Genomic DNA, 21,452 nt, shown 5'->3' with positions numbered 1-21,452 from the left:
CTCGGGTTCCTACTCCAAGCCTAACCGTGCATGTCGCGATACGTTTCGGCCGCCGCCGAATGCAGTGGCGTGGTGGAGGTCCCGATCAGGGTCTCAGGGGTCAGAAATTGAATGCCGGCGCTATGGCGTGGCACGAGTTCGGCAGCTCGGTCGACCAGCAAGTGCACTACCGCGGTTGCTACCGGGTCGGGCAGGTCGGTACGGCACATTAATAGATTCGCCACTCCCACCGTTTCGACTTCCGCGATGGCCGGGTACGTGTCCTTGGGGATGACCACCCGGTCATAGAGCCCCGGAAACTGTGCCCGGAGAGTAACGAGCACATCGCTGAGATCCAATAGTCTTAGACGTGCACCGGAGGCCAACTCGCTAATGGCGGCGACCGGAATCCCACCGAAAAGGAAATGGGCGTCGATATCTCCAGCCTTCAGCGCGGCCAGCCCATCCGCGTACCCGAGTATCTGTTGCCGTGGCGGGTTGGAACCTTGACTGAGGCCTGAGGCGGCCAAGATTCGTTGACCGGTCACCCACGTGCCCGAACCGGCGGCTCCCACACCCAAGCGTGCTCCGGCCAAGTCGTGCAGCTTAGTAATGGGGCTATCGGCATGCACAATGCAGTGGAAGTAATTCTGATAGACCCGTCCCAGTGCACGTAGCTCGGATTTGGCCGTAGGTGAGTGGCGTTCGGCATCGGCGGTATCTGCCAGGGCGAGGCCCAACTGTGCCCGCCCTTCACCTAGTAGCCGCAGGTTTTCAACACTGGCCTCGGTCCGTAATGCCCGGCTTTCACCGGCAATACCGGCGGCAACCAGCGCACGCGAGAGTTCTGTGGCGAACTCGAAGTAAAAACCGCCGTTCTCTCCGCCGGCGATATCGATGCGCGGCATCAGCGGCCCACCGGCGCAGGCGCTAAGACCGAAACCACCTATGGCGCCGGCCGTGAGGCCTAGCGTCATGCGTAGCATCCGCCGCCGACTCAGCTTGCGGGGCTCTGGCGCGGGCCGAGTCATTGTGCGACCCCTGGCCCGGCTGCTGGGAGTTTCACGCAGACCTCGAGTCCCCCACCGGGTGCCGGACGCAAATCTAGTGTCCCTTCGTTGGCTCGTGTCAGACGCTCCACGATCGTCAGTCCGAGACCGCTTCCCCGTTCGCTACGCACTGTCTCGGCGCGCCAGAAACGCTCGGTGGCCTGTTCCAACTCAGGCTGGGACAGCCCGGCACCATGATCACGCAGGCTGAGAAGGACATGGCTTCCAGCCTCTATGCACCTCAAATCCACCGGGGCACCGGGAGCATATTTGAACGCATTGGTGAGCACCTCGGCCACAATCTGCTGTATTTCAAAGGGGTTCGCGCGAATGAATAATCCATACGGGCCATGTACGCGCAGGTCGACCCCGGCATGTTCGGCGGCCATCCGCTGCCGTTCGCATTCTTCCTCGAGCAGTTCGCGGGCGTCGAAGCTCGTGGCCGTCGGCTCGCTCTCGGGCAACGAGCCGCCAGCTTCTTGTTGTGTTACTCGATGCTCCGCGCTGGCTAACTGCAACACATCATTGAGCATGTCCTCAAGCCGGTCTAATTCCTTATCTACCTGGTCGGCGCCAAGCCGTTCGGATTCCTCTCCCAGCCGGTGACGCAAAAGGTCTATGCGAAGACGCAGCGCGGCGACCGGATTGCGCAGCTGGTGAGATGTTTCGGCGATCAGCATTCGCTGTTGACGCAACGATGCGTCCATTGCGTCGGACATCGTCTGCACCGAGGCCGTCAGCGCCCTTAGCTCCGGAGGGCCCGCCAACGATAGTGGACGCGTTCGCCGAGTTCGGGCTAGTTCCCGAATTTCGTCCTCGAGACGATGCATGGGCCGTAGCATCCATGTGGTTAATCGATCCGCCAAGAGCAGTAGAGCTACTAGGAGCAACAAGGAGATCAGGGCGACCGCGGCCCACGTTCTCAATACTTTGGCGCGGGCCGCCTCCGTGTTGACCTCCATGACCACCGAGCCGAGCACCTGGGCCATATTGCCGTAGGGTCGTGCGATAACCACCGTCGAAGAATCGAAGGGCGTCAACACCGAGATTCCCGTTGTTTCCAGATTCAGGCTGGCGTTACGGACCGCATCGGCGACGGCTGGCTGTGTCGGGTCGATGTCACCCGAGCGTAGGGTTCGCTCCCCGATCGTGATCAGCAGACCCTCATCATAGAGTTGCGAATAATGATCCATGTAGTTTCGCAACATCGTCAGATCCGAAGACTCTTGGGCATGTGAAGCCAGTTGGACGAATCGGTTCACCGAGGTCAGCCTGTTTAATTGCAGGTCTTGGGTGAGGTCACGGCTGGCCTGTTGCAAGACGATCCATCCGACAATTAGCACGATCAGGCTCATCAGTGAGCCTAGGATGCCCAAAACACGGAGCCGCATGGTCAGCTGGCTTCCAGCCGGTAGCCCACCCCGCGCACGTTCACAATCATGCCGGGGACTTCGAGCTTTGCGCGTAGCCCGGTGAGGTGCACGTCCAGCGACCGCGATACGGCCACGAAGGCGTCACCCCAGAGCGCATCTAGGATCTGTTCGCGGGTAACGACCGTGCCGGCATGTCTGGCCAGCAGCGCCAGCAGTTCGTATTCCTTTGCGGTGAGTTTCAGTTCCCGATCGGCCAGTGTGGCAGTTCGGCGTTCCAGATCTAACGACAGCGAACCTACGGTGATGGCCGCGCTTTCGGTACGTGACGTTCGGCTTCGCCGGGCCACCGCCTCAATACGCGCCAAGAGCACGGCCAGCCCAACGGGTTTGGACAAGTAGTCGTCAGCGCCTAGTCGTAGCCCACGCACAATGCTTCGTTCATCATCTCGGGCACTCAGAATTACGATCGGCACCTCGGTGACTTGCCTAAGTTTGCGTAGCACTTCGAGACCATCGATATCTGGCAAGCCAAGATCTAACAAGATCATCTGCGCCTGCTGATGATTTAGCAGGGCGTCGGCTCCCCGCGACAAGCGCTGCACCCGATGCCCTGCGGTGGCGACCGCCTCACAAAGTGCCGCGGCCACGGCGTCGTCGTCTTCGACGATCAATAAATGCACCGACGCTTCCCTCCACAGCAGTGACTAGCCAAAACTCTGTGACCAGTTTCTCATGTTCCGAAAACTTAAGAGAGTGTTAGGACTTTGCCTACGCGTTGGCTATGCCGCAGCTCACACATAGGCTGTTGCTGTTCTTCACGCTTCCGGAGGCCGGTTCGAGACCGGCTACCGCACTGCACCTAGTCAATGGTCGGGTATCCGGCCACACATGAGAGTTATCCCTAAGGAACAAACCCAATGGCGGACAGCATTAAACCCGCAATCGTCAATGAAGACGGCGGTACCCCACCTAAGTGGAAGGTGATCGGCCCAGGACTCGTGGTCGCGGCCACCGGTGTCGGCGCGGCCGATATGGTGGCCACGCTGGTGGCTGGTAATAAGTACGGTTATGCCCTGCTCTGGGCGGTGATCGTCGGCGTGATCATGAAGATCGTGCTGGTGGAAGGCGCCGGTCGCTACTCGTTGGCTACTGGCAAAACCATCTTTGAGGGCTGGCGAACCCTCGGCAAGTGGACCACCTGGTATTTCGGCCCATACATCATCATCTGGGGCTTCGTATACGGTGCCACGGCCATGAGCTCGGCGGCATTGCCCCTTGCCGCCCTGATGCCGGCGGTGGACTTGCGCATCTGGGCGGTGTTGATGGGGCTGGCTGGTTTCACGCTGGTCTGGCTGGGTCGTTATGCCTTCTTCGAAAAGGTAACGGCCGTATTGGTTGGCATCATGTTCGTAACCGTTGTCGGCCTTGCGGTGATTGCGGCGCCAAATCTTCCCGAGATGTTGCGCGGCCTGGTGCCGTTGATCCCAGAGGGCGGCTTGTTCTACACCTTGGCCTTGGCCGGTGGTGTCGGTGGCACCATCACCCTCGCCGCCTATGGTTACTGGCTACGTGAAAAGGGCTGGATTACCCCGAAGTGGATGCGTGTTATGCGCATCGATAATTCGATGGCTTACGTGATGACCGGCATCTTTGTGATCTCGATGCTGATTGTGGGTGCCGAGGTGGTCAGCGCTGCAGGAGTTAGCCTGACCAGCGGCGATCGTGGGTTGCTGGACCTCTCCGATGTGCTGGCCGATCGATACGGACAATTTATCGGCACCGGATTCCTCGTGGGTTTCTGGGCTGCGTCCTTCTCCTCAATTTTGGGTGTCTGGAACGGCGTATCGCTGATGTTCGCCGATTTCTGGGGCCACATGCGCGGCAAGGCAGCCGGACATGCCGATACCTTGGTCGGCGGCAAGTACTTCAAGTTCTACCTGCTGTGGCTGACCTTTCCGCCGATCATTCTGGTGATGCTGGGCAAGCCGGTGGGACTCATCCTTGCCTACGGCGTCCTAGGGTCCCTGTTCATGCCATTCTTGGCGCTGACCCTGCTGGGGCTGCTCAACGGCAAGCGGATCGAAAAGGCCTGGGCGAACAAGTTGCACACCAATATCGCTCTCGGTGTGACCGCACTGCTGTTTATCGCCTTGGGTGTGCAGCAGCTCATCAAGGCGCTCGCCCCGCTACTTGGCGGATAGCAAGTTCGCTCGATCAATGACGACCCACCTGCTCGGGCACCTAGCGTTCAACGCTGGGTGCCCGGTGCATTTTGGGGAATGAAATATGCAAAGTTGCGGGAAATGCGACGACCGCCGGCGGCAAGGAGCCGGGTACCGCTTGTAGCCCGCCTTCTTTCCACAAGATTCGGCAAGCCTTTGGCGGTGCCAACTCAACGGTTTCCATGATGTGCACGGAAAAGAGCGATAGATTGGCAGTCTCGGGATCCCTATCTGGCCACAGGCTCGTACCGGAGCAATTCTGGGCATGTTCATAGAGACCGTCGAAGTCACCTTCGAAGGCAAAGAGTTCGCCGGTATCCTCATACCTGAAGAAGACAGTTCCATTCCCGGCGGCGGGGATGACGGTAGTTTCGCCATAGCCGCCAAAGATGTAATGCATCAGTTCGAAGCGCTCAGTGAAACTTTTCATCCCCGCCCACCTATGTCCCAAACCGCACAGGATTTCTGTTGCGTTCAACCAATGTATCCGGCGACAAGCGAAACCCCCGATGGACCACAGTCAATCGGGGGTTTCTTTTGTGCGCGGAGGGGGACTTGAACCCCCACCCTCTAAGCGAGGACTAGCACCTCAAGCTAGCGCGTCTACCTATTCCGCCACCCGCGCAGGTGACTTGTTGTTTGCGTTGTTATCGCTGGCAACGAAGTAAAACTTTACACGAAAAACCTCACGCTGCAAATTCGGCCTAGTACCCCTCAAATCCCCCGTGATTCCGCGGGAAATCGGCTGTGAGTAGTCGCTATACGAGCAAAATCGGCAGGAAAGTGTCGAGCATCACGCTCATTCTGTAGTTCCAGCACGCTCGCGACGCGCCGGACCTGCGGCAGTCCGCTGGCAACCGTCAGTTCGGGAGCTCCCTCGCGAGTCGGCCGCGCAATTCGGTGCTGTCTATGGAGCGTAAACTTTTTATGCAACCGTCCACCACCGCTACGGAGTATTCATGCGCATCGCCATGCTGTCCCTGCACACCTCGCCGGTGTCTCAGCCAGGGACCGGGGACGCAGGCGGAATGAATGTGTACGTGTTGCAGCTCGCCATGGCGCTAGCGGGTATGGGACATGAGGTCCATATGGTGACCCGCGGCGCCGGCACGGCACAGGTGCAAGACGTTGCCGCCAATCTGTGGCATCACGAAGTACCTATTCGCCCCGGACAGGAGCTCAGCAAGGAGCAACTCGCTGATGTATTAGAAGAGGCCGCCGAGGCCATAGCCACGCATTTTGACGGGCGGTTCGCTTCGGGACAGGGCTTCGACGTGCTCCATGCCCATTATTGGCTTTCTGGGCGTGTTGCCGAGTCCTTGCGCAGCCACTGGGGCACACCCTTCGCGCTGACGCTACACACCAGTGCCGCAGTGAAAATGCACGAGTCGAACCTTCCCGAGGCACCCGAACGCCTCGAGGCAGAACGCCAGCTACTTGCCCGGGCCGATGCCGTCATTGCCAATACACCGGTCGAGGCAGACCAGCTGGTGCGCTACTACGCGGTGGACGAAGCCAAGTTGTCTGTAATTACCCCGGGCGTGGACCATGTACGGTTCAATCCTGCAGCGCAAGCGGGGCACGTCAGTGCTCCCGAAGGGTCAGACCTGCATGTGGTGTATGCCGGGCGCATGCAAAAACTCAAGGGCCCGCATATTTTGTTGCAGGCACTAGCCAAGGCACGGCAAAAGCGTCCGGATCTACGGTTGACCGCCCAACTTATTGGGGCGAATTCGGGGGCCGACGCCTACGACGTCCCCGGAATGGTGCAGCAGCTCGACCTTGAGGACGTTGTAGAACTTTGCGCCCCTTGTCCCCCGGAAGTACTGGCGGCTTACTTCGCTGCAGCCGACATAGTAGCGGTGCCATCGCTCTCCGAGACATTTGGCCTAGTCGCGGCCGAGGCACAAGCCTGTGGCACTCCGGTGTTGGCTAATCGCGTAGGCGGGCTCTCCCATGCGGTCATCGACCGTCATACCGGCTGGCTAATTGAAGCCGAGGAACGGGTGAAATCGTGGGCCACGGCGCTCATCCGGCTAGCCGAAAACCCGCAGGCCATTGAGCGCGCCTCCGAGGCCGCGATAGCTCATGCACGGAGCTTAACGTGGACCGCGGCCGCCGAACACACGCTGAACTGTTATCAGCAATTGTTGTGCCCGACGGCCGGTCGGTGTCAGTAACGTCTAGGACTCGCGCTCTAAAACCAACTCAAAGTGTGGCTTGCCGCGTCGCGAGTTCCAGGCCGAAACGCGATACCCATTAGCCTGCGGCTCGAAGGCTAGGTCCACGGAGCCGGGCAGTAGCACCGGAGTTTTGAAGTCGATGTGCCACCGGTAGCTACCCGCCTGCGGTTCAATTCCTGCCAAGGCACGGGCGCCCAGATAGATGCCATGGGCGATCGCCCGTGGCATACCCAAGGCCTTCGCGCTGAGCCCACTGAGGTGAATGGGGTTGAAGTCCCCGGATACTTTCGCCCAGCGGCGCCCGGTGCCGGCATCCAACTTCCAATGTGCGGTGCGCCGCGGGGTGTCCGTCGCTGACTCGGGGGCTTCCGATACCTTAGGCGCGGCGACTCCGGGCAGCGAAACGCCCTTGGCTAGGAAGACATGTCGCATCTCCATGCGGGTGCTGGAGCCAACCAGGATCTCGACCACTAGTTCGCAGCTTGTGCCCTTGCGATGCGCGGCCAAGTTCTCTGCTCGCACCTGCACGTCGAAGCTTTCTGCGGCATCAAGTGGCTCAGCGACACTGATCTGGCTTGAAAGGTGGATCATGCCCAGCAACGGCAACGGGAAGTCATCGCGTGCCATCAGCGACATCGCCAGTGGAAAGACCTGGGTATGTACGAACAGGCTGGGCAAGATATCGTTATTCGGTGCACCCGTCGCCTGGCAGTAGGCGTCGAGTGCCGCCCGGTCCACGATTGCCCCGGAGTAAACCAGCGTGGTCTGCGGCAAAATCGTTGCCTTGGGCTTGCGCCCGATGGTTCGTAGCGCGCGGGCATAGACTCCGCCGAGGCCCGGTATTTCGGTCACGAGTTGGGCTTCCATTAGGCGCCCACCAACGACTGTCCACATACCCGCAAGGTTTGCCCGTTGAGACCGGCGGCAGCATCCGATCCGAGGAAGGCAATGGCTTCGGCCACGTCCTGCGGCAAGCCGCCCTGCATGAGTGAAGGCAGAACCAGCCGGGCGACGGTTCGGGTGCCCAACGGGATCTTCGCGGTCATTTCCGTTTCAATGAAGCCTGGGGCCACCGCGGCGATGGAGCCGCCGCTTTCGGCGAAACGCTCGGCGCTGGCACGCACCATGCCAATGACTCCGCCCTTGCTGGCCGCGTAGTTGCTCTGCCCGCGGTTGCCGGCAATGCCCGAGGTTGAAGCGAGCGAAACCACTCGCAGGCCCGGCAGGTCAGCAGCCAGGAAGGCCTCGTTCATGCGCAACTGGCTGGCGATGTTCACGGCAATCACCGAATCCCAGCGCGCCTGATCCATATTGGCCAGCAGCTTATCGCGAGTGATACCGGCATTGTGGACCACCAAGTCGAGATGACCGTAACGATTCACCGCGTGGTCGATGATGCGCTGCCCGGCATCGGCGGCGGTGACATCCAACTGCAATGTCGTTCCGTGCACCTCATTGGCCACCGCGGCTAGTGCCTCTCCGGCCGCTGGCATATCCACGAGGACGACCTGCGCACCGTCGCGGTGCAGCACGCGGGCAATTGCGGCGCCGATGCCGCGGGCGGCACCGGTAACGACGGCAACCTTGCCGACCAACGGGCGTTCCGGATCTGCAGGTAGCGAACCCTCGTCGTTGCGTACGGTCAGGAACTGGCCATCGACGTAGGCGCTGCGGCCGGAGAAGAAAAAGCGTAGGGCCCCCAAGGCACTTGGGCTGGTCACCGTGGTGTCCTCGGCCAGCAGCACGCCATTGGCGGTGGCGCCGCCGCGCATTTCACGGCCCAGCGATCGCATGGCACCGTCAATACCTTGGCGGACTGCCGCGACGGCCGGCTCATCGTGGGCCAGCGCCGGCCGTGAAACCGACACCAGACGGCCGCCGGGCAACAACTGACGGAGTGCGCCACCGGCGGTGAGCATCACCTCGCCGAGCTGTTCCGGGTGGGTTAGCTCATCGAGCAACAGCAGGATGCCGCCGAGCTTATCGCCCTGTGCGTCGTGACGGCGCACATCGATCCCCCAGGAGGTCAGCTCGTCGGAGAGTTGTTGCGCGCGTGCGCTGGCGCCAAGGACCAATAGCGGTCCGGGCAACAGTGTGCCGCCCGGTTCGTAGCGACGCAAGCGTGGCGGGCGTGGCAGGCCAAGTAGTTTGGCAACCTTTTTGGTGTAGCCGGTGTTGACCAGTTCGAGGTACTTGTCAGCCATGTTTAGCGTGCCTCCACAATCGCGACGACACCTTGGCCACCGGCGGCACAAACGGAAATCAGTGCCCGGCCCGAGCCCTTTTCATGAAGCATCTTCGCGGTGCTGGCCACGATACGACCACCGGTAGCCGCGAACGGGTGCCCGGCGGCCAGCGAAGAACCATTGACGTTGAGCTTGCTACGGTCGATAGCGCCCAGCGGCGCCTCGAGCCCGAGCTTCTCGCGGCAGAACTGCTCGTCTTCCCACGCGGCCAGGGTCGAGAGCACGGTGCCTGCAAAGGCCTCATGGATCTCGTAGAAGTCGAAGTCCTGCAAGGTCAGCCCGTTGCGCTCGAGCAGGCGTGCGGTGGCGTAGGCCGGGGCCATCAGGAGGCCTTCGGCTCCATGCACAAAGTCCACGGCGGCGGCTTCGAAGTCGACGAAATTCGCCAGCATCGGCAGATCATTGGCCTCGGCAAATTCTTCGCTACCGAGCAGCACGGTCGAGGCGCCGTCGGTCAGAGGGGTGGAGTTACCAGCGGACATAGTGGCCCGCTCCCCCAGTGACTTGCCGAAGGCCGGCTTGAGCTTACCCAGTTTCTCCAGCGAGGAGTCCGGGCGCAGATTGTTGTCGCGGCTCAGTCCGCGGAAGGGCGTGATCAGGTCGTCGAAGAACCCGCGCTCATAGGCGGCGGCTAGGTTCTGGTGGCTGGCCAATGCCAGTTCGTCCTGTGCGGTACGGGTGATCCCCCAGGCCTCGGTGGTGAGCGCCTGATGCTCGCCCATGGATAGCCCAGTGCGTGGTTCGCCGGTGCCCGGTGCGCTAGGAGCTAGGTGGGCCGGGCGCAGCTTGCTTAGGGCGCTGAGCTTGTCCTTGGTGCTGCGGGCGCGAGCGAGTTCGAGCAAAATGCGACGCAGCGGTTCTGAAACGGCGATCGGAGCATCCGAGGTGGTGTCCACGCCGCCGCCGATGGCGGAATCAAGCTGGCCGAGTTTGATCTTGTTGGCCAGTGATCCGATGGACTCCATGCCGGTAGCGCAGGCCATCTGAACGTCATAGGCCGGCGTTGCTGGATCCAGCGAGCTACCCAGTACGCATTCGCGAATCAGGTTGAAGTCTTTGGAGTGTTTCAGCACCGCACCGCCGGAGACGGCGCCGATGCGCTGGCCTTGCAGTCCGAAGCGGGCGATGAGCCCTTCGAGTGCTGCGGTAAACATGTCCTGGTTCGAGGCGTTGGTGTAAGCGGTGTTGGCACGGGCGAAGGGAATGCGATTGCCACCGATGATGACGGCTTGGCGTGGCGCGGCAGTTGCCATGAAGCTACTCCTGAGAAGTTCGAACTGTGGGGTGTATTACTGTAACCAAGAGTACATGATACTCTGAGTAACGTGAAGAACGTCACCCCTATGAATGATGTCACCGAGGACGGACGCGCCGCGCGCTGGCAGAACCACCGCACCGAGCGCCGCACCGAACTGTTGACGCTGGCCCGTAAAGCCGTGCATCAGCTCGGCCCGGGGGCATCCATGGAGGAAATCGCCTCGCATGCGCAGACCTCTAAGCCGGTGTATTACCGATACTTCGGGGACAAGGAAGGACTGCGCCGAGCCCTCGGCGCCATGGTGATCACGGACTTTCGGCACCGGGTCATTGACGCCGCGCTGGCCAAGGACGACGAGCGAGCCGCCCTGCGCGCCATGGTCGGCGCCTACCTGGAATTGGCCCAACGCAGCCCCAACCTCTACTACTTCGTCACCAGCGGAGACCTCGAAGCAACAACAAGCAGCGAGGAAGAAAGCCCCTCGGCAGCGCTGAACGCCTTCTTCACCGAGATCACCGCGCTAATGACCGACCGGCTATCCAGCTATCTGCACGAGGCCGGTTCCAGCGACCCGCACGCAGTCTCGCTCTGGCCGCGTGCCGCGCTGGGCATGGTGCGAGCCGCGGGAGAATCCTGGCTGAGCCAACCCGAAGGCCCAAACAAGCCGCCGCTAGATGAACTGGCCGACGCACTCACGACCTGGCTGATCAACGGCATCGCTGCCGCAACGCATTGAACAACGAAAGGGAGTCATATCCATGAGCACCAACCGCATCGACGTCGCCGCGCTCGGTCAACAGTTACTGGGCGATTATGCGGAGATCCGCACCGCCTCACGCGCCCGCGCCGCCCGCCCAGAGCTGCAACGCGACCCCGCGCTGGGCATGGACGAGCACCGCGAACGCGTCTTGGCACAGTTGAAAATCCTCGTGGATGAGCAGGCCGTACAGCGCGCATTCCCGAAAACCTATGGCGGACATGACGATCACGGCGGATCCTTGGCAGCCTTCGAGGAACTGGTTGCCGCCGACCCGTCACTGCAGATCAAGGCCGGCGTGCAGTGGGGACTCTTTGCCGGGGCGATCTTGCACCTCGGCACCGAGGAGCACCACGCCAAGTGGCTGCCGGATGCGATGGACCTAACCGTTCCCGGAGCCTTTGCGATGACCGAGATCGGTCACGGTTCGGATGTTGCGGCCGTTGCGACCACTGCCACCTACGACAAGGACACCGAAGAGTTCGTCATTCACACCCCCTTTCGCGCGGCGTGGAAAGAGTTCCTTGGCAATGCAGGATTGCATGGCACCGCTGCCACCGTCTTCGCCCAGCTGATCACCAATGGTGTGAATCACGGGGTGCACTGCTTCTACGTGCCGATCCGTGACGAGAACGGCCAGTTCCTCCCCGGCGTGGGCGGCGAGGACGACGGGCTAAAGGGCGGGCTCAACGGAATCGATAACGGCCGGCTGCACTTTGACCACGTCCGCGTGCCGCGCACCAATCTGCTTAACCGCTACGGCGATGTGGCCGCGGACGGCAGCTACTCCTCCCCGATCGCGTCGCCGGGCCGTCGCTTCTTCACCATGCTCGGAACGCTCGTTCAGGGCCGTGTTTCCTTGGATGGGGCGGCGACCAACGCCTCGAAGATTGCGCTGCAGATCGCGGTGAGCTACGCCAACCAGCGGCGCCAGTTCACCAGCGTGTCGGAGACCGAAGAGACCACGCTCTTGGATTATCAGCGCCACCAGCGTCGCCTCCTGCCACGCCTAGCCCGCACCTATGCGGCAAGCTTCGCGCACGATGGTCTGCTCGAGAAATTCGATGCCGTCTTCTCCGGCCGCGCCGACTCCGATGACGACCGTCAAGATCTCGAAACCTTGGCCGCTGCGCTGAAGCCGCTCAGTACCTGGGATGCCCTCGACACGCTGCAGGAATCTCGTGAGGCCTGTGGTGGCTCGGGCTTTATCGCCAAGAACCGCTTCACCCAGCTCTACCAGGACCTCGATGTGTATGTGACCTTTGAGGGCGATAACAACGTCCTGTTGCAGCTGGTCGGCAAGCGTCTACTCACCGATTACGCCTCGGGTTTCCGCAAGCTGGATACCGGCGCGATGGCCATGTATGTGGCCAAGCAGGTCGGCACCGCCGCGCTACACCGCTCCGGTTTGCGTTCGGTGGTGCAGTCCGTGGTCGATGTCTCCGACGAACGCAAGAGCGCCAACTACTTCAAGGATTCGCAGAATCAGCGCGAGCTGCTCACCGGACGCATTAATGCGCTGGTGGCAGAGGTCGCCGGCAATCTCCGCGCGGCCGGTAAGGACAAGGTCAAGACCGCACAGGCGTTCAACGAAAATCAGGACACCCTGATCGCCGCTGCGCGCACCCACGGCGAACTGTTGCGTTTCGAAGCCTTCACCGAAGCTCTGGAGCAAGTCAGCGACGAAACCACCCGTGAGGTGCTGACCTGGCTGCGCGACGTGTTTGTGCTGTGCGTGATCGAACAGGATTTGGGCTGGTACCTGGCCAACGGCTGGCTTTCGATGCAGCGTGCACGTACGCTTCCCGAGTACATCAACCGCCTGCTGGCCCGCCTCCGTCCGCACGCCCAGGATCTGGTCGACGCCTTCGGATATACCCAGGATCACCTGCGTGCCGATATTTCCAGCGGTATCGAGGCCGAGCGTCAGGAAGAGGCCATGGCCTACTTCGCGGCATTGCGGGCTAGCGATCAGGCCCCAATCAGCGAAAAATCGCTACTGAAAAAGACCAAGGCCGCGGCTACCGCCTAGGCCTGGAGCGGTTCCTGAACGGAACCACCTAGGGCCATTGGTGGCCCTGAACTCAACATAGCCGGCGGCGGCACGAAGCATGGGACCCATGCTTGGTGCCGCCGCCGGTGGTTTGCGTCGAGGGCTACGTACGACGCTGGTTCTGCTACGAGAGGTCTTCGGCCTTGACCGCGGCACGAACCTCGACCTTTGGAGCCTGGTGTTCACCGGCGGATGCCAAGCGTTGCACTTCCAGAAGGCGAGGGTTCTCCCCTTCGGCACTGTTCAGAATCCAGGGCCCGATCATCAGATAGCGCCCGTCGTTCTCCGCGGCGGTCACAACACCGGTGACTACGAAGCGCCCGTAAGGGTCCTGCTCGATGCTGGTAGCCACCAAGTCCCCGTGGGAAATTTCGGATACCGGACATGCGGTCGCTTCCAGGGCACCGTCGTAGTCGGCTGGGAAGGCCCGCACCTCCTTATCGGGGCTGCGCTGTAGCTGCTTATCCTCGCCCACCTTCACGCTTTTAGGCACGCCGGCCAACGGCTGGCCGCCCACCATCAATTCGTCGGCGAAGCTGCAATGCACGGTGCCGGTCACCAGATAGTGGCCATAGCGTGCCGATTTATACAGCACGGAGACCACATCACCGGCGGAGACCTCGCTCAAAGCGGTTTTCATGCCCGCCACGTCACGCTTTGAGGGGCCTTTAAGAAATTCCTCTACCGTCATCATGCTCTTTCCATCGTTGAATCTGTTTCCTTAAACCCTATGCCATGCACGGGTCTTGAAGCCGGAGGGAAACCCGGACCCAGCGCTGGCACCACCCTGTTCTACCGTGGACCCAAGAGCGCATGAGTTTGGCAGGAAATACCTTGGCAACAAACTGTCAAAGAACCATTTCACAGCTAAGCTGTAAGGGTGGACACACTTGAACGCTACAGCCCTAACGAGAACCTGACCCGCGACGAGGCCGCCTGGCGCGCGGCCCAGGTCACCCTGCAGAGCATCCAGGTCACCCTCGATGTCAGCAACGCCGCCGAGCGCGAGGCAACGAGCTTCGCCAGCGAATCGGTGCTCGAATTCGACAGTGCAAGCACCGAAACCTTCATCGACTTCATCCACGAATCCGTCGACTCCATCTGGCTCAACGACGAGCCGGTGAATGTCGCCGACGCGGTCCTCGACGCCCGGATCTACCTCACCGGCCTGAACCTAGGCCGCAATACCGTGCGCATTCACGGCCGGGCACTGTACTCCCGCTCCGGTGAGGGACTGCACCGATTCGTAGACCCCAGCGATGCCCAAACGTACCTTTACACCCAGTTCGAGCCCTCGGAAGCGCGACGCGTCTTTGCCTGCTTTGAACAGCCCGACATTAAAGGCTCGTACAGCTTCACGCTACGCGGACCCGCCGACTGGCATCTGGCCAGTAACCAACCGGTGGTCGATACCGAGGTGCACGAGGACGGCACCAAGACCGTGCGTTGCGCACCGACTCCCCCGATTTCCAGCTACATTACCGCCGTGCTGGCCGGCCCGTACCATGTGGTCCGCGACGTGCACGAGCAACAATTAGCGGGTCAGGATGAGCCACTGCGCATCGAACTGGCCGCGACCTGCCGCGCCTCGCTCGCCGATGATTTCGACGGCGAACAGATTCTCGAGCTGACTAAACAGGGGCTACGCTACTTCCACGAACTATTCGATTACCCCTACCCGTGGGGTAAGTACGACTCGGCCTTCGTCCCCGAATATAACCTCGGCGCGATGGAAAACCCGGGGCTGGTGACCTTCACCGAACGCTACGTGTTCACCTCGGCGGCCACCGAGGCGCAGCATGAACAACGCGCCAATACGATCATGCACGAGATGGCGCACATGTGGTTCGGCGACCTCGTCACCATGAAGTGGTGGGATGATCTGTGGCTGAAAGAATCCTTTGCGGATTACATCGGCACGCTGGCCGTCGACGAAGGCACCGCCTTCAGCACTGCATGGACCACCTTCGCCGCCCGTCGAAAAGCCTGGGCCTATGTGGCCGACCAGATGCCCACCACGCACCCAATCGTGGCGGACATTGTGGATCTGCAAGCCGCGGATCAAAATTTCGACGGGATCACCTACGCCAAGGGCGCCAGCGTGCTCAAGCAGCTCGCGGCCTACGTGGGCCAGGACGCTTTCCGTGAGGCCGCCCGGGCTTACTTTGTGGCCCATGCCTTTTCCAACACCACGCTGGATGACTTCCTGATCGCACTGGAAGAGGCCAGCGGACGCGACATGCGCGCTTGGGCTCAAGCGTGGCTGATGACCTCCGGGGTACCGAGACTGCGCGTAGAGCTTCGCACCACGGACGACGGAATCGTCAGCGAGGCGCGCCTGGTTCAGGAGGGCACCGACCCGTTGACCGGCGAGCCAATTGTGCGCCCGCATGTGTTGAGCGTCGGTAGCTACAACCTGCGCGAAGGTGCCCTGGAACGTACCACCAGCCATCGTGTGGAGCTTGTCGGCGAGCACGTTGAGCTGGATTTCCTCATCGGGCAACCCGCTCCAGATCTGGTATTGCCCAACGACGGGGATGAAACCTACGCACTGATCGACTTTGATGACCGGTCGCTGGCGACACTCTTGGAGCATCTTGGCCAGCTCACCGATTCGCTGCCGCGAGCCACCTGCTGGGCTTCGCTCTGGGATGCGGTTCGCGGGGCCCGGCTCAGCGCCGATCGCTACCTTGAGGCCATCTTGCGCCATGGCGATCGGATCGGGGACGCCGGAGTATTCGGCTTCTTGCTCGACCAGCTGCTGGCCTCCCTCAACCAGTATTTGGCCGCCGAGCACCGCGAGGCAGCCTGCGATGAGGCCGCCGCGGTGCTCACCACCTGGCTGACCCGCTTCGAGGCCAACGGTGACCAGCAGATTCTGACCGCACGCACGCTGGCACGCCTGGCCCGCGGCGCGGTGGCCACGGAAGTCATCGAGGAACTAATGACAGACTCTTCGAACCGCTTCGGGCTCGACGTTGATGAGCAGTTGCGCTGGCTGTGCTGGCAAGCTTTGGCAGCCTCGGGCCGCTTGGACGCGGCAGCCGAGGAACGCATGCGCGCGGATTTGGCCGCAAAGCCCAGCGCCGTGGCGGAAAATTCGCTGCGCACCGCACTGGCCGCACGGCCAGAACCTGAGGTGAAGTCCGTTGCCTTCCATCAGGTACTCGAGGCCGCAGACGCTTCCGGTCCGCTCTCCAACGATGCGCTCTCGGCCATTGCCGAGGGATTTTCCATGGGTTCGGCCGAATTGCTCGCTCCCTTTGAGACGACCTACTGGCAGTCTATTGCGCAGGTGTTCGACTCGATGAGCATGGAATTTGCCACCCGCGTGATTCGCGGGCTGTTCCCGCGGTATCAGCAACTGCAGACGCCGGTGGAATTGGATCCTTCGGTCATTGCTCTCAATGCCTGGCTTGAGGCACACCCACAGGCCCCGAAGGCCCTGGTTCGGATTCTGTTGGAGGAACGCGACGGGTTGCTGCGCCGTCTGCGCGCCCAAGAACTCTCGGCACGCGTGGCGCTCAAGGGTTAGCTCACCCATTAAGTACAAGTGCGGGCCTTGACCGAAAACTTCGGTCAAGGCCCGCACGTGTAACTACCGCCGGGTTAGGGCACCCGGGCGGTCCACTGTTCGGTGAGGAATTTGCTGGCCGCCAGTTCACGGGCTTCCTGCCGGGTCGCCTCGTCGAGGGTGGCCACGGTGGCTCCGGTGCGCTCTATGAAGGTGCGCACCATGGTGTCGATAATTTCGCTGCGACTGCGCTGAGTCTGGGATTTCAGCGGATCCACCCGCTTAACCGCCGAGGCAATGCCCTTATCGGATAGCTTCTCCCGACCGATGCGCAGAACCTGGGACATCTTCTGGGCGTCGATGTCGTAGCTCATCGTCACGTGATGCAAAAGCCCACCGTTAGCCAATCGTTTCTGTGCCGCCCCACCGATCTTCCCTGCGTCGGTGGCGATATCGTTGAGCGGCTTGTAATGCGCGCTGATGCCCAATTCGGCCAAGGCTTGCATCACCCAAGCGTCAAGGTACGGATAGGAATCGGCAAAGCTCATGCCGTCGACCAAAGAATCCGGCGTATACAACGCATAGGTGATGCAGTTACCGGCTTCCATAAACATGGCCCCGCCGCCGGAAATGCGCCGCAGTACGCGTAGCCCATGCGCATTGGCTTGTTCCATGTCGACCTCGTTGGCCAGCGACTGGAAGGAGCCGATGATGACCGCGGACTGGTCCCAGTCCCAAAAGCGCAGCGTGGGCTTACGTTTTCCGGCCGCGACCTGCCGGGTGAGAATCTCATCGAGCGCTGGTTGTTCGGCAACCGGAATGATCTGCGGGGGCAGAACCTCCCAGTCGTGGTCGGTCCAGCTTGTCGCATGCCCTAGGGCCCGGCGGGTTACTCGGGCGATGGCCTCGGCATCGAACCCGAACATCACCGCCCCTTCACGCAGGCCGGAGGTCACTGCCTCCCGAATGGCGCTGTGTGTAGCCGAGGTGGGCAGTCCCACCAGTGCCCGGTTCAGATCGTCCAGCGCCTCATCGGGCTCTAGGAAGAAGTCCCCGTTAACGGATGCATGGGTAATGATTCCCTGTTCGGAGACCAGATCCACGACCACCAGCTTGCCGCCAACGACCTTGTATTCACCGTGATGCTGCATACCTCTATCCTAGTCCGGCCCGAGACGCGCATTAAAATGCCATTGGCGCGCCCCGCGAACGGGACGCGCCAATGGCGGTACAACTTGTGGGGACGAGAAGACTACTTCTTGCCGCCGAAGCCCTTGAAGCGGGCGTTGAAGCGCTCGACACGACCGGCGGTGTCCATGATGCGCTGCTTACCGGTGTAGAACGGGTGCGATGCGGCCGAGATTTCGACGTCGATCACCGGGTAGGTGTTGCCGTCCTCCCACTCGATGGTCTTGTCGCTGGTAGCGGTCGAACGGGTCAGGATCTTCTCGCCGGATGCGAGGTCATTGAAAACGACGAAGTCGTAATTCGGGTGGATATCAGCCTTCATAGCCTTATGTCCTTAGGTGTCAGGCCCCTGGATTTTGCCAGTGGCCGCGTACTCGGAAAATGTTGCCGTGGCGCACAAAGGTTTCCCGCGGGCGACACAGACATTCCATGCTATCGCATTGCGCCCGCTTCAGCGAACCGGACCCGCCCCCAAGGACGTGGTCGTAGGCTGGCCAATTAGATCGAAACCCGCTCCCCATCCGCGCGCCGGCGGATCAAATCCCCGGTGAGATCCTCGATGCGCGCGGCCCCCATTAGTTGCATGGTGACCTCGATCTCCTTCGCCAGAAGTTCAATGGCACGACTCACCCCTTCTTCGCCGCCGGCCATGAGGCCATACAGGTAGGCGCGGCCGATGAGCACGAAGTCAGCGCCAGCACAGAGCGCAGCAACAATATCGGCTCCCGACATGATGCCCGAATCTAGGATGAATCTCAATGAAGTTGTCAAGCGGCAGACGCCGTAGTTGAGGCCAGGCCATGACCGAACACAGTATGGTCACGCAGCATCGCCCAGAGCACGTTCAGACGTCTGCGGGCCAGTGCGAGAACCGCCTGCTTGTGGTTCTTTCCCGAAGCGCGTTTGCGTTCGTAGTACGCCTTGGAGATCGGGCAACACTTTGCCGCGACTTGGGCAGCGAGGAAGCAGGCGCGCAGCAGCCTGCGGTCATAACGCTTCGGCCTGTGGTGATTGCCGCTGATCCGGCCCGAGTCCCTCGGGGCCGGGGCCAGGCCGGCCACACCGGCCAGGCGATCCGCGCTATCGAACTGGGTGATCGAGCCCCCGACGGCCGCGAGGAACTCGGAGGCCAGCAGAGGCCCGAACCCAGGCATCGAGAGCAGGACCTCCGCATCGGTATGCTGCCTGAACCGGGTTTCGATCTGCCGATCCAGATCATCGATGTCCTCATGCAGGCGCAGGATCTCTGTGGCCAGCCGGGACACGATCTTCGCCCCGGCCTCCTGGCCGGGCACCGTAGTATGCTGCATCTTCGCCGCCGCCACCGCACGTTCGGCCGTGTTGGCTGCGCTACGCGCCCCCTGGTTGCGCAGCCACGTCGTCAAGCGTTTCTCACCAAGTCGGCGGATCGCCTCCGGGGTCTGGTAGCCCGTCAACAGCGTCAGTGCAGCCTTGGATTTAGCGTAGTCAAAAGCCCGCTCCAAACCGGGGAAGAACTCCAACAACGTGGCTCGCATCCTGTTGATCGCCCGGGTACGGTCGGTGACCAGATCGGTGCGGTGCGCGGTCAACAAGCGCAGATCCGTGGCGATGTCATCGCTCAGCCGTACCGGGGTCAGATCCCGGCGCATGCGGGCTTGGTCGGCGATAATTCCGGCGTCTTTCGCGTCGGTTTTCCCATCACCCCGGTACGTGCGGGCCGCGTTGAACACGGTGCGTCCCGGGATATAGAGCAGGGTTTGGTCATGAGCGTGCATCAACGCGATCAGCAAGGCAGCACCGCCGCGGTTCAGGTCGGTGGCCCAGGTGACCGCGTCGCCGTCGGCCAGTTCATTGACTTCTGCGATGATCTCGAGGATGAGGGTTTCATCGTTGCTGAATTTCTTCGAGATCAGGCGTTTGCCCTCGGTGTCGATAGCTACGAGGTGGTGATTGGTCTTGCCGGCATCGATACCGGCCCACAGTCGCGGCATGATTAGTGTCCTTCCGTTGCCCGGTGGGTCACTCCGTGATCAACAGCCGCGCCGTCATGTCATTACACAGCGATTGGTTCGCATCTCTCAATCAGCGGTCGAGCCGTTGCGGGATGCTGGGCGGCCAATCATCCTTGCCCATGCACTTGGCGGGTGGCACATGAAAGCCATACCCAGCATCCCCGGAGTGTTCAGGAACTTACCAGCGCTCCTAATCCACATACAAGAAAGGTAATGATCTCCATGTCTTGACCAACTTCGGCACGAACCTCACTCAGGGCTTCGAAGGCCACCGGTGCGCGATCCAGTTGACGACCGCCATGGTTGGACACCACCAGACCGTTGGCGCCGGCGGCCTGCGATTTAGCCGCGTCTTCGGCGGTGAGCACTCCCTTGACGAACAGCGGCCCGTCCCATAGCTCCCGAATCCAGCGCAGGTCCTCGAAATCCAGTGACGAATCGAACATGGAATTGATGATGGTCGGAAGGTCCGCCGCGGAGTCCGAGAGTGAAGCGAACTTCAATGAATCTGTGGTGAGGAAGTTGTACCACCATTCCGGACGATATGAGGCGTCAAGCAGGGTCTTCAACGTCAGTTCGGGTGGGATCTTCATCCCGTTACGGGTATCGCGCAGACGCTGGCCCGCCACAGGCGTATCGACGGTAACCAGAAGATTCGTGTATCCGGCCGTGGCCGCCCGTTCGAGCAATGCCTTGGACTTGGCGCGGTCCTTCCAGAGATAAAGCTGAAACCACTTGTGGCCCTGTGGAGCAGCCTCGGCGACCTCCTCGACGGAACGCGTTCCCATGGTCGACAGACTGAAGGGAATCCCAGCCCGCTGCGCGGCACGCACGCCGCCAATCTCACCCTCCGAATGCATGAAACGGGTGAATCCCGTCGGGGCGATTCCAAAAGGTAGGTTGCTGCGCACGCCGGCAATGCTCGTGGACATATCCGAATGGGCTGTCCCGTGCAGAATCCGGGGAATTAATTCCACTGCGTCGAAGACCTGCCGCGCTCGCTGCGCCGTGATTTCCCGGCCTGCAGCCCCGTCCACATAGTCAAAGGCGGCCTTGGGCGTGCGCCGCTTGGCAATGCTCCGCAAATCCCACAGATCGGCGGCCGCAGCCAGCCGTGCCGAACGTCGGTTCAGGGACGGTGTCTTGAACCTCATGAGTTTCAACAACTCGGGTACATCCGGCATCTGGCGCTTGAGGTGAGACATGCACGCTCCTTATTTCTTAGTCGCTCGCGACCAACACGTGCTTCCGGTGAGGTCGGCATGCCAAAGCCTCACGAATTTGGCCCGTGGACTAATCCGCCCAAAACCGCATACCACTCGTTGCGTCGGATCGCTACCGGCCTAACACAAGTCAGATGGCCGCATGCTTCCGATGCTACCGAACCTTGTCGTGAGAAGAGGGCTTGCGACCATGGATAAGCTTCAGCCGTTCGCGGACGGTAACGACCACGCTGGCTCCGCTTTGGTTGGAACGCTGCTCAGGACCGAGGGCCTGACAGAAAAGTCAGGACCAGAGTAACTTCAGGCCTACCTATGCCCGGACAACCGGCTACGTCGACTCACTTGACTCAGACGGGCAAGAAGAAATCTAACCGGTTGTTGGCATGTTCGCCGAGTTCCCAAAACGCCACATG

Annotated in this window: 17 protein-coding genes, 1 tRNA gene and 1 pseudogene; 5 read left to right on the top strand and 14 right to left on the bottom strand. The window is 61.4% G+C overall.

Going from position 1 to position 21,452, the window contains the following annotated elements:
• Positions 1–20: 20 nt before the first annotated feature.
• The 3 genes from ACYU0X_RS08665 to ACYU0X_RS08655 are packed head-to-tail and all read right to left on the bottom strand — an operon-like array spanning position 21 to position 3,081.
• Positions 21–956, bottom strand: coding sequence for a TAXI family TRAP transporter solute-binding subunit (locus ACYU0X_RS08665; protein WP_461902763.1), 936 nt, complete (start codon positions 954–956; stop codon positions 21–23).
• Positions 957–1,006: 50 nt separating this feature from the next.
• Entirely contained in the window at positions 1,007–2,383 is a 1,377-nt protein-coding gene (locus ACYU0X_RS08660; RefSeq protein WP_461902762.1) for a sensor histidine kinase, read from the bottom strand.
• A gap of 38 nt (positions 2,384–2,421) precedes the next feature.
• The gene (locus ACYU0X_RS08655; protein WP_461902761.1) at positions 2,422–3,081 is read right to left on the bottom strand and encodes a response regulator transcription factor; all 660 of its coding nucleotides are present in this window, start codon (positions 3,079–3,081) and stop codon (positions 2,422–2,424) included.
• 237 nt (positions 3,082–3,318) lie between these two features.
• Here ACYU0X_RS08655 and ACYU0X_RS08650 point away from each other — a divergent pair, with 237 nt between their 5' ends.
• Positions 3,319–4,602: an Nramp family divalent metal transporter gene (locus tag ACYU0X_RS08650; RefSeq protein WP_461902760.1), complete on the top strand. Its 1,284-nt coding sequence runs from the start codon at positions 3,319–3,321 to the stop codon at positions 4,600–4,602.
• 40 nt (positions 4,603–4,642) lie between these two features.
• Here the strand turns inward: ACYU0X_RS08650 and ACYU0X_RS08645 are convergent, their stop codons facing one another.
• A complete protein-coding gene (locus ACYU0X_RS08645) occupies positions 4,643–5,101 on the bottom strand; it encodes a hypothetical protein (RefSeq protein WP_461902759.1) in 459 nt (152 codons plus the stop codon).
• A 62-nt stretch (positions 5,102–5,163) separates the two neighbouring features.
• Positions 5,164–5,248 (bottom strand) — tRNA-Leu (locus ACYU0X_RS08640).
• A gap of 334 nt (positions 5,249–5,582) precedes the next feature.
• On the opposite strand from ACYU0X_RS08640, the gene ACYU0X_RS08635 reads away from it, so the two are divergent.
• Positions 5,583–6,803, top strand: a complete 1,221-nt coding sequence (locus ACYU0X_RS08635; protein WP_461902758.1) for a glycosyltransferase — start codon at positions 5,583–5,585, stop codon at positions 6,801–6,803.
• Between the two features lie 3 nt (positions 6,804–6,806).
• On the opposite strand, the gene ACYU0X_RS08630 is transcribed toward ACYU0X_RS08635, so the two are convergent.
• The 3 genes from ACYU0X_RS08630 to ACYU0X_RS08620 are packed head-to-tail and all read right to left on the bottom strand — an operon-like array spanning position 6,807 to position 10,305.
• Positions 6,807–7,658: a MaoC/PaaZ C-terminal domain-containing protein gene (locus tag ACYU0X_RS08630; protein ID WP_461902757.1), complete on the bottom strand. Its 852-nt coding sequence runs from the start codon at positions 7,656–7,658 to the stop codon at positions 6,807–6,809.
• Positions 7,659–7,672: 14 nt separating this feature from the next.
• Entirely contained in the window at positions 7,673–9,010 is a 1,338-nt protein-coding gene (locus ACYU0X_RS08625; RefSeq protein WP_461902756.1) for a 3-oxoacyl-ACP reductase, read from the bottom strand.
• Between the two features lie 2 nt (positions 9,011–9,012).
• Complete coding sequence (locus ACYU0X_RS08620; RefSeq protein ID WP_461902755.1) at positions 9,013–10,305, bottom strand: acetyl-CoA C-acetyltransferase; 1,293 nt, start codon at positions 10,303–10,305, stop codon at positions 9,013–9,015.
• Between the two features lie 72 nt (positions 10,306–10,377).
• Here ACYU0X_RS08620 and ACYU0X_RS08615 point away from each other — a divergent pair, with 72 nt between their 5' ends.
• Positions 10,378–11,046, top strand: coding sequence for a TetR/AcrR family transcriptional regulator (locus ACYU0X_RS08615; protein ID WP_461902754.1), 669 nt, complete (start codon positions 10,378–10,380; stop codon positions 11,044–11,046).
• A gap of 22 nt (positions 11,047–11,068) precedes the next feature.
• Complete coding sequence (locus ACYU0X_RS08610) at positions 11,069–13,099, top strand: acyl-CoA dehydrogenase family protein (RefSeq protein ID WP_461902753.1); 2,031 nt, start codon at positions 11,069–11,071, stop codon at positions 13,097–13,099.
• Between the two features lie 145 nt (positions 13,100–13,244).
• Here ACYU0X_RS08610 and ACYU0X_RS08605 read toward each other — a convergent pair whose 3' ends face one another.
• Positions 13,245–13,814, bottom strand: coding sequence for a hypothetical protein (locus ACYU0X_RS08605; RefSeq protein ID WP_461902752.1), 570 nt, complete (start codon positions 13,812–13,814; stop codon positions 13,245–13,247).
• Between the two features lie 186 nt (positions 13,815–14,000).
• Here ACYU0X_RS08605 and pepN point away from each other — a divergent pair, with 186 nt between their 5' ends.
• Positions 14,001–16,655, top strand: a complete 2,655-nt coding sequence (pepN, locus tag ACYU0X_RS08600) for an aminopeptidase N (RefSeq protein ID WP_461902751.1) — start codon at positions 14,001–14,003, stop codon at positions 16,653–16,655.
• A gap of 74 nt (positions 16,656–16,729) precedes the next feature.
• Here pepN and ACYU0X_RS08595 read toward each other — a convergent pair whose 3' ends face one another.
• From ACYU0X_RS08595 to ACYU0X_RS08575, 5 genes and pseudogenes are all read right to left on the bottom strand, one after another.
• Complete coding sequence (locus ACYU0X_RS08595; RefSeq protein WP_461902750.1) at positions 16,730–17,785, bottom strand: lipoyl protein ligase domain-containing protein; 1,056 nt, start codon at positions 17,783–17,785, stop codon at positions 16,730–16,732.
• Positions 17,786–17,886: 101 nt separating this feature from the next.
• Positions 17,887–18,144, bottom strand: coding sequence for a type B 50S ribosomal protein L31 (locus ACYU0X_RS08590; protein WP_309407240.1), 258 nt, complete (start codon positions 18,142–18,144; stop codon positions 17,887–17,889).
• Between the two features lie 176 nt (positions 18,145–18,320).
• A pseudogene (locus tag ACYU0X_RS08585) lies at positions 18,321–18,581 on the bottom strand (alpha-hydroxy-acid oxidizing protein); the annotation flags it as partial.
• An 8-nt stretch (positions 18,582–18,589) separates the two neighbouring features.
• On the bottom strand, positions 18,590–19,795 hold the full coding sequence (locus ACYU0X_RS08580) for an IS110 family RNA-guided transposase (RefSeq protein WP_461900383.1): 1,206 nt from the start codon (positions 19,793–19,795) through the stop codon (positions 18,590–18,592).
• Positions 19,796–19,986: 191 nt separating this feature from the next.
• Positions 19,987–21,021: an alpha-hydroxy acid oxidase gene (locus tag ACYU0X_RS08575; RefSeq protein ID WP_461902749.1), complete on the bottom strand. Its 1,035-nt coding sequence runs from the start codon at positions 21,019–21,021 to the stop codon at positions 19,987–19,989.
• Positions 21,022–21,452 lie beyond the last annotated feature (431 nt).

Source organism: Glutamicibacter sp. X7 (assembly GCF_054889245.1).
This window is presented reverse-complemented; position numbering and strand designations above follow the sequence as displayed.